Origin of the sequence: Rhizobium sp. PRIMUS64, assembly GCF_023006465.1 — a bacterium.
GTDB classification, from domain to species: domain Bacteria; phylum Pseudomonadota; class Alphaproteobacteria; order Rhizobiales; family Rhizobiaceae; genus Rhizobium; species Rhizobium leguminosarum.
The window spans coordinates 1-7,661 of sequence record NZ_JALBGX010000216.1 but is presented as its reverse complement, the minus strand read 5'-3'; the positions used below and the strand labels follow the sequence as shown (position 1 = coordinate 7,661).

At 63.9% G+C, this 7,661-nt stretch carries 8 protein-coding genes; 1 reads left to right on the top strand and 7 read right to left on the bottom strand.

Going from position 1 to position 7,661, the window contains the following annotated elements:
- From MOV76_RS37595 to MOV76_RS37565, 7 genes are all read right to left on the bottom strand, one after another.
- Positions 1-1,463 (bottom strand): heme lyase CcmF/NrfE family subunit (locus MOV76_RS37595; RefSeq protein ID WP_247266466.1); only part of this gene is annotated, 1,463 nt, incomplete at its 3' end.
- The gene (gene ccmE, locus MOV76_RS37590; protein WP_018241309.1) at positions 1,460-1,957 is read right to left on the bottom strand and encodes a cytochrome c maturation protein CcmE; all 498 of its coding nucleotides are present in this window, start codon (positions 1,955-1,957) and stop codon (positions 1,460-1,462) included. The genes ccmE and MOV76_RS37595, both read right to left, overlap by 4 nt.
- On the bottom strand, positions 1,954-3,129 hold the full coding sequence (ccmI, locus tag MOV76_RS37585; RefSeq protein ID WP_247266465.1) for a c-type cytochrome biogenesis protein CcmI: 1,176 nt from the start codon (positions 3,127-3,129) through the stop codon (positions 1,954-1,956). The genes ccmE and ccmI overlap by 4 nt, the downstream gene beginning before the upstream one ends.
- A gap of 152 nt (positions 3,130-3,281) precedes the next feature.
- Entirely contained in the window at positions 3,282-3,704 is a 423-nt protein-coding gene (locus MOV76_RS37580; protein ID WP_018241307.1) for a lipA protein, read from the bottom strand.
- 118 nt (positions 3,705-3,822) lie between these two features.
- The gene (locus MOV76_RS37575; protein WP_003546769.1) at positions 3,823-5,226 is read right to left on the bottom strand and encodes a HAMP domain-containing sensor histidine kinase; all 1,404 of its coding nucleotides are present in this window, start codon (positions 5,224-5,226) and stop codon (positions 3,823-3,825) included.
- The gene (locus MOV76_RS37570; RefSeq protein ID WP_018241306.1) at positions 5,216-5,887 is read right to left on the bottom strand and encodes a response regulator transcription factor; all 672 of its coding nucleotides are present in this window, start codon (positions 5,885-5,887) and stop codon (positions 5,216-5,218) included. The genes MOV76_RS37575 and MOV76_RS37570 overlap by 11 nt, the downstream gene beginning before the upstream one ends.
- Before the next feature lie 55 nt (positions 5,888-5,942).
- Positions 5,943-6,191 (bottom strand): hypothetical protein, encoded by a 249-nt coding sequence (locus tag MOV76_RS37565; protein WP_018241305.1) that lies wholly within the window; start codon positions 6,189-6,191, stop codon positions 5,943-5,945.
- A 374-nt stretch (positions 6,192-6,565) separates the two neighbouring features.
- On the opposite strand from MOV76_RS37565, the gene MOV76_RS37560 reads away from it, so the two are divergent.
- Positions 6,566-7,661 (top strand): MFS transporter (locus tag MOV76_RS37560; RefSeq protein ID WP_247266464.1); only part of this gene is annotated, 1,096 nt, incomplete at its 3' end.

Sequence of the window (7,661 nt, the reverse complement as noted above, 5' to 3'; positions counted from 1 at the left end):
CCGGAAAGCCGGCGCCAGGCAAGACGGCCGGCGACCTTGCCGATGCCGGCGCGATACCAGAGATCGGCGACGGCGCCGAGGATCAGGAACAGCCCGGCGGCGAGGCCGAGCACTGAAAGCACCGGCCCGCCATGTTCGATGTAGAAGAAGATTACTGCGGCAAGGAAGGCAAGACCTGCCACGACATAGAGCCGCTGCAGGGCGCCGAGCAGATCGCCGCGCTTCCAGGCCAGCATCGGCCCGAAGGGTACGATGACGATCAGCGGCGCCATCAGCAGGCCGAAGGTCAGGTTGAAGAAGGGCGGCCCGACGGAAATCTTGTCGCCGGTCAGCGTTTCCAAGAGCAGCGGATAGAGCGTGCCGGTGAGCACCGTGCCGCAGGCGACCGTCAGGATCAGATTGTTGACAACGAGCGCGCCCTCGCGCGAGATCGGCGCAAACAGCCCGCCTGCCGACAGCCGCGGCGCGCGGAAGGCAAATAGCGACAGCGCCCCGCCGATGAAGATCAGCAGGATGCAGAGAATGAAAACGCCCCGGCTCGGGTCGCTGGCAAAGGCATGCACCGAGGTCAGCACGCCGGAGCGCACCAGGAAGGTGCCCATCAGCGACAGCGAAAAGGTGAGGATGGCCAGCAGCACCGTCCAGATCTTCAGCGCCTCGCGCTTTTCCATGACGAGGGCAGAATGCAACAGGGCGGTACCGGCGAGCCATGGCATGAAGGAGGCGTTTTCCACCGGGTCCCAGAACCACCAGCCGCCCCAGCCGAGCTCGTAATAGGCCCAGTAAGAGCCCATGGCGATGCCAAGCGTCAGAAAGGTCCAGGCGGCAAGCGTCCAGGGCCGCACCCAGCGGGCCCAGGCGGCGTCGGTCCGCCCTTCCAGCAGGGCCGCGACCGCAAAGGAGAAACAGACGGAGAAGCCGACATAGCCGAGATAAAGCAGCGGCGGGTGGATCGCCAGACCCACATCCTGAAGGACCGGGTTGAGATCGCGGCCCTCGGCCGGCGCCGGATCGAGCCGGAGGAAGGGATTGGAGGTCAACAGAATGAACAGCGTGAAGGCGACCGATATCCAGGCCTGCACGGAAAGTACATTGGCCTTCAGCGTCTCCGGCAGATTGCGGCCGAAGACGGCGACCAGAGCGCTGAACAGCGTCAGGATCAACAGCCAGAGCATCATCGACCCTTCGTGATTGCCCCAGACGCCGGAATATTTGTAGAGCAGCGGCACCAGAGAATGCGAATTCTCCCAGACGTTCTCGACCGAGAAATCCGAGACGACATGGGCATAGGTCAGCACGCCGAAGGAGAAGGCCACCAGCGAGAACATCGCCAGCGAGCCGATCGTCGCCACATCCATCATCGCCCGGTCGTGACGACGGGCTCCGATCACCGGCACGATGGAGAGGATGAGCGCCGTTGCCAGCGCCAGCACCAGCGCGTAATGGCCGATCTCGATGATCATGGCGTCGCCTTCACTTCCTGTCCCTGAGCTTGCTTCCCCTGAGCTTCCTGGCCTTGACCTTCCTTCCACAACCCCTGGGATTTGAGCCTGTCGGCGACGTCCTTTGGCATATAGGTCTCGTCATGCTTGGCAAGCACGGTGTCGGCGACGAAGACGTTCGTTCCAGCGGCAAACATGCCTTCGGTGACGACGCCCTGGCCCTCGCGGAAGAGATCGGGAAGGATGCCGGTATATTTGACCTTCACGGCATTGGTGCTGCCGTCGGTGACCGCAAATTCCACCGTCGAACCGGTGCCGCGCACGACACTGCCCTCGCCGACCAGACCGCCGAGCCGGATGCGGGTTTCCGGCGCCACCGGCGTCTTGGCGAGATCGGCCGGCATGTAGAAATAGGCGACCGACTGGCTGAAGGCGAACATCACCAGCAGCACGGCGGTGAGGATGAAGCCCATGCCGCCCGCAATCACCGCCAGGCGCTTCTGCTTGCGCGTCATTGCGTCGCTCCCTCCGTGGCTATGCCGAGTTCCCTCGCAAGCGCCAGCAATTGCCTGCCCTCTTCGCCAGGCGGCGGAAAGGCCGCAAGTCCGCGCTTCAGGGCGCCGGCGGCGCGATCCTTGTCGTTCAATACGGCGTAAGAGCGGACGAGCCGCACCCATCCCTCGAAATTGTTCGGATCCTCGCTGAGCTTGGCGTCGAGGCTCTCGACCATGCCGCGGATCATCTGCTGCCGGTCGCCGGCGCCCATGTTCTCGGCCGCCGCCACATCTTCCTGCGTCGGATTGCCGGGAGCGCCTGGTGCAGCCGGATTGGCGCCTGCCGGCGCGCCGCCGTTCATGGCGATATGCTGGTTGACCAGCGGCAGCCACGGCGCATCTGATGGCGACTGTTTCGCCAGCGCCTCGAAGGCCTGGCGCGCCTCATCGGGCCGTCCCGCCTGCTCCATGCTGAGGGCGATGTAGAAGCGGGCACGCGGATTGTCAGGCTGCAGCGTCAGCGATTGTTCCAGCACTTGCCGTGCCTCCTCGGTCACCACGCCGTCGGAGACCGCCATCAGCGTCTCGGCAAGGCCATCGAGCCGGACCGGGCTCGGGCCGAGAAGCCGGATGGCATTGCGGTAGGCCACTTGCGCATCGTTGACGCGCATCGTGCGGAAATAGATCGGCGCCAGCACATCCCAGCCCTTGCCGTCATCAGGTTTCTCAGCCAGGTGCCGTTCCGCCTTGGTGATCAGCACCGCCACGTCGTTGCCAGGGTTTTCCAGCCGCGCTTCCAGCGGCTGCGAGGGCAGGCCGGGCCTGCCCGTCGTCAAATAAAGACAGAGCCCGAGAACCGGCAGGACCAGGAGGACGAAGGCCTCGGTGAAACGGTGATGCCGTGGGGGTTTCGGCGTCTCAGCCGGCTCGTCGGCAGAGACGGCGATCAGCCGCCGGCCGATTTCCGCCCTGGCGTAATCAGCCTCCTCCGGGGTGATCAGCCCGCCATCGAGATCGCGGTCGAGTTCGCGCAACTGGTCGCGATAGACCGCCGCCTCGCCCGCACGGATATTATCCGCCGCCTTCGCTCCGCGCAGAAGGGGGTAGAGCAGGATGACGGCGAGGGCTGCCGTCAAAGCGGCAACGAGAATCCAGAACAGCATGTCGCCCAAATACGTGAAGCGCGCCTTCATTCCAACTGCCAAAGCCGGAATGACGAAGATTTGAGGCTAGCGCATAACCCCGAGAATCGGAATCGATTTTCGGAAAGGATTATGCGCCATTTAAAGTGATAGAGCGTCCTTAGCGCGTCCTGTCGGACGCGCGGCGCTCTATTGGCCGCAATTCAGAGCGGCGACCAGCTGCCGTCGTCGTTGCGGCAGGCAGCGCCGCGCGCCACCGTGTCCTTGCCGTCGACGGTCAGCGTGTGGGTATATTGCCGGCAGTTCTGCGAGCCGACCTGATAGGGTGCCGCCGCGACGACCTTGCCGGTGACGTCCTTGCCGGTCCAGAGCACCGGCTGGCCGACGGCGGCTCCTTCCAGCGCCCGATATTCCGCCTCGAGCGCCCGCTGCTTGTCGCTGTCGGTCAAGCTCACGCCGCTGCGGCCGACAATGCCGCCCTGCAGCGCGGTGATGAAGGCGGCCGATGCCGAGGGTTTGCTCGAAAAAATCCCGCGCGAAGCGGCACTCTTCGTCGTCGTGCAGCCGGATAGCGCGACGGCGAGGAGAAGAGCGGAAACGATCATGCCTTGCGAGCGTAAAATCATTGCGTCGAACCACGATCAGGGGTCAATTTCAGCCGATCGAAGTGCAGCGTCCCCGTGTCAGCATTAAGGCAAAGCATGCTATACATTTGCCAGTATCTTTGTGACATCAAGCAGTTGCTCATGCAACATCCTTTGTGACGCCAGGCAGGATAAGCTTCGCCTTCAGCCCGCCCCATTCACCGCGGGAAAGCTCGAGCCGTCCCTGGTATTCGTTGGAAATCTCGGTGACGATCGAAAGGCCGAGCCCGGTTCCGGGCTTGCTTTCGTCGAGCCTGCGGCCGCGCTTCAGCGCCTCGCGGATCTGGTCCGGCTCCAGGCCAGGCCCATCATCCTCGACGGCGAGCTCCACCCAATGGCGGCGCGCGCTCGCCTCCACCCCTTTCACATCCTCGCCGGCCTCGACGGCCGAAAGCCGCACCCTGCTCTTGGCAAAACGCGCCGCGTTTTCCAGGAGATTGCCGACGGTCTCCTCGAGATCCTGCTGCTCCATGGCAACGGCCAGATGCGGCGGCGAGACCACGAGATCGAATTCGGTATCGACGTTCAGACGGCGCATGACGCGCACCAGCCGCTCCAGCGCCGGCTCTGCATCGGTGCGGGCGAGCACGGATTCGCGCTGCGCGGCGATGCGCGCCCGATTGAGATAGGACTGCACCTGCCCCTGCATCGCTTCCGCCTGGCTGCGCACCAGCTCACCATGGGATTTCTCCAGGACCCGCGCCTCGTTGAGGAGCACGGCGATCGGCGTCTTCAGCGAATGCGCGAGATTGCCGACCTGCATGCGGGCGCGCTCGACGATGCGGCGGTTGCTGTCGATCAGCGCATTCACCTCGTTGGCGAGCGGCAGGATTTCGCGCGGGAAGTCGCCCTTCAGCTGCTCGCTCTCGCCGGCGCGGATGCGCTCCAGCGCGGCACGCGCCTTGTCGAGCGGCTTCAGGCCGTAGAGAATCGCCAGCGCGTTGACGATCAGACTGCCGACGCCGAAACCGGCGAGCGCCAGATAGAGGCTGTGGGAAAAGGTGCGCACGTCGTCCTCGACGACATCGACATTACCGGTGACGCGGACGCGCGCTGCACGCCCGTCGGTATCGAGCACCACTTCGGTCTCGGCCACCTGCACGCGGTTCCCGGAGGCGTCCGTCACCTGATAGTAGCGCTCGTAATTCTTGTCGAAGGGCGCCTCGACGACCGAGGGAACCGGAATGAGCGCCGAGCCGAGCGAAGGCGAGACCAGCGGAGCGGTCGTATAGGTGCCGAGCGGCTCCACCACCCAATACCAGCCGGTCTTCGGCTGGGCAAAACGCAGGTCGCCGAGCTGCGGGCTGCCGCTGAGTGCGCCCTGATCGCCGATCGTCACCGAATTGATGACGTTATAGAGCTGCGCCCGCAACAGATCCTGGAAACCGCGTTCGGCGCTCTTGCGGTAGAGGGTGGAGATCAACAGACCGATCACCACCAGCGCCACTGTCGACCAGACCGTGGTCAGCAACAAAACACGTGCGGTGAGCGACTTAATTCGCATGTTTCGGCGCTTGGATGCGGTAACCGAGACCGCGCACCGTTTCGATCAGGTCGACGCCCATTTTCTTGCGCAGGCGGCCGACGAAGACTTCGATCGTATTGGAATCACGGTCGAAATCCTGGTCGTACATATGCTCGACCAGTTCCGTGCGCGAGACGACCTCGCCCATGTGATGCATGAGATAGGCGAGCAGGCGATATTCGTGCGAGGTCAGCTTCAGCGTCGTGCCGTTGACCGTCGCCTTCGAGGACTTGGTATCGAGCCGCACCGGCCCGCAGATGATCTCAGATGAGGAATGCCCGGCTGCACGCCGGATCAGCGCCCGAATGCGCGCCAGCACTTCCTCGACATGGAAGGGCTTGGTGACGTAGTCGTCGGCACCGGCATCGATGCCGGCGACCTTGTCGCTCCATCGGTCGCGCGCCGTGAGAATCAGCACCGGGACGCCGCGGCCGGCGCCGCGCCATTTTTCAAGAACGGTGACCCCGTCCATCTCCGGCAGGCCGATATCGAGGATGATGGCGTCATAGGGTTCGGTGTCGCCGAGGAAATGGCCTTCCTCGCCGTCGAACGCCTGGTCGACGACATATCCCGCCTCCTTCAGCGTGTCGGCCAGCTGCCGGTTCAGATTAACGTCGTCTTCGACTACCAGGATGCGCATCGGTCCGCCTTCGTCCGCTTCAAATCGATCAATGTCCTGAATAAGCCGATTCCGCTTACATCGGAACCTTTACCGTCACTTTGCGTGGGCGCTGGCCGTTGCCCTGCACAAGAACGGTGATGATGCAGGTATCGCCCACCGGTTGCACGGACAGCAGCTGGCCGCCCGTCTGCTCGACGACCTGGGCTGCGGCGGCGCTGCAATCGCCTCCCACACGCAGGACAAAACTGCCCGTGGCGTCCGGTGAGGGCGCCGATACCACCAGTCCGGCGGCCAATGCTGCGACGCTCAGAGGAAAGGCCATGTGTTATGCTTTCAAGGTAATGCCAACTTGCCTCGAATATGTACTCACGCGACCTGAATGGCAAATGAATGCGCTGTAATGCAGGGTGTTTAGAACTGTTCTCGACTCGTCGGGACAGCCTGTTTCAGCGCCTGGAAATTGCCGCCGCGGCAAGGTCCGGCGGCGCCGTTGCGTCCAAGAACGATAGCCTCCAGCCTTGGGATCCACGCATTCTTCGTCAGCCCCGTAAAGGCGGTGAGTTGACGGGACCGACTCCACAGCCGTCATTTGCGAATCGGCCGCGCCGTTCCGATTCCTGCCGACCGCAGCTTTCACGGGCCGGTTGAAACTGTTATGCCCTTGCTGCCCTCGCATTTCAGACCGTTTCAGCACCAATGCCAAAATCCTCCCGCTTCCGCTCGGCGCAGACGGTCACCGTCCTTGCCGTTACCCAGCTGATCGGCTGGGGCACGACTTTCGACATGCTCGGTGTCATGGGCCGCGTCGTGGCGCCGGATCTCGGCCTGCCGAACGAGGTGGTATTTGCCGGCCTGACGATCATGATGGTGGTCAGCGCCATTGTCGGTCCGGCGACCGGCCGCTGGCTCGGCCGCTATGGTGCTGCCCGGGTACTTTCGGCCGCCTCGCTGACCTTTGCGCTTGGCCTGCTTGTGCTTGCCGCCGCAAACGGCATCGTGCTCTATGCCTGCGCCTGGGTCATCATCGGCATCGGCGGCGCATTTGGCCTCTCGGCACCGGCCTACACCGCCGTCGTCGAGCGCGAAGGGGCGAACGGCAAACGCGTCATCGCCATCCTGATGCTGTTCACCGGACTTTCGAGCGCCATATTCTGGCCGATCCTCAGCCTGCTCAACGAGGCGGTCGGCTGGCGCCTCACCTTCCTGGTCTGCGCGGCGCTGCAATTCCTCGTCTGCCTGCCGCTGCATCTCTTCGCCCTGCCGAAGCCGCTCGCAACGCATATCGAAGGCAGCGCGGCCGAAATCGCCCCGGTGCCGCTGTCAAAGGCCGAGCAACGCAAAGCCTTCCTGCTGATTGCCGCGGCGACGACGATCTCGACCTTCATCACCTTCGGCATCTCCCCATCGCTGCTCGAAATCTTCCGCCAGTCCGGCGCCTCGCCAGCCCTAGCGCTGCAGCTCGGCTCGGCACGCGGCGTCCTTGGCATCTCGGCACGTTTCCTCGACATGCTGCTCGGCCGGCGCGGCAACCCCATGCTCAGCGCGACCATGGGCATCAGCCTGATGATGATCAGTTTCCTGATAATGCTGGTCGGCAGCCCATCGACACCGCTGCTCGTCACCTTCATCCTGCTTTACGGCTTCGGCGCCGGCGTCATGACCGTCGCCCGCGCGCTGCTGCCGCTGGCGCTGTTCTCACCGCGCGAATTCGGACTGCAATCGGCCAGGCTGTCGCTGCCGCAAAATCTCGCCAACGCCATCGCCCCGGTCATCTTCACCGCCATCCTCGACC

What these genes read in the sequence shown, in the direction of transcription:
- ccmE (WP_018241309.1), bottom strand. Translation starts at nt 1,957, where the DNA reads ATGACGCGCAAGCAGAAGCGCCTGGCGGTGATTGCGGGCGGCATGGGC.
- ccmI (WP_247266465.1), bottom strand. Translation starts at nt 3,129, where the DNA reads ATGAAGGCGCGCTTCACGTATTTGGGCGACATGCTGTTCTGGATTCTC.
- MOV76_RS37580 (WP_018241307.1), bottom strand. Translation starts at nt 3,704, where the DNA reads ATGATTTTACGCTCGCAAGGCATGATCGTTTCCGCTCTTCTCCTCGCC.
- MOV76_RS37575 (WP_003546769.1), bottom strand. Translation starts at nt 5,226, where the DNA reads ATGCGAATTAAGTCGCTCACCGCACGTGTTTTGTTGCTGACCACGGTC.
- MOV76_RS37570 (WP_018241306.1), bottom strand. Translation starts at nt 5,887, where the DNA reads ATGCGCATCCTGGTAGTCGAAGACGACGTTAATCTGAACCGGCAGCTG.
- MOV76_RS37565 (WP_018241305.1), bottom strand. Translation starts at nt 6,191, where the DNA reads ATGGCCTTTCCTCTGAGCGTCGCAGCATTGGCCGCCGGACTGGTGGTA.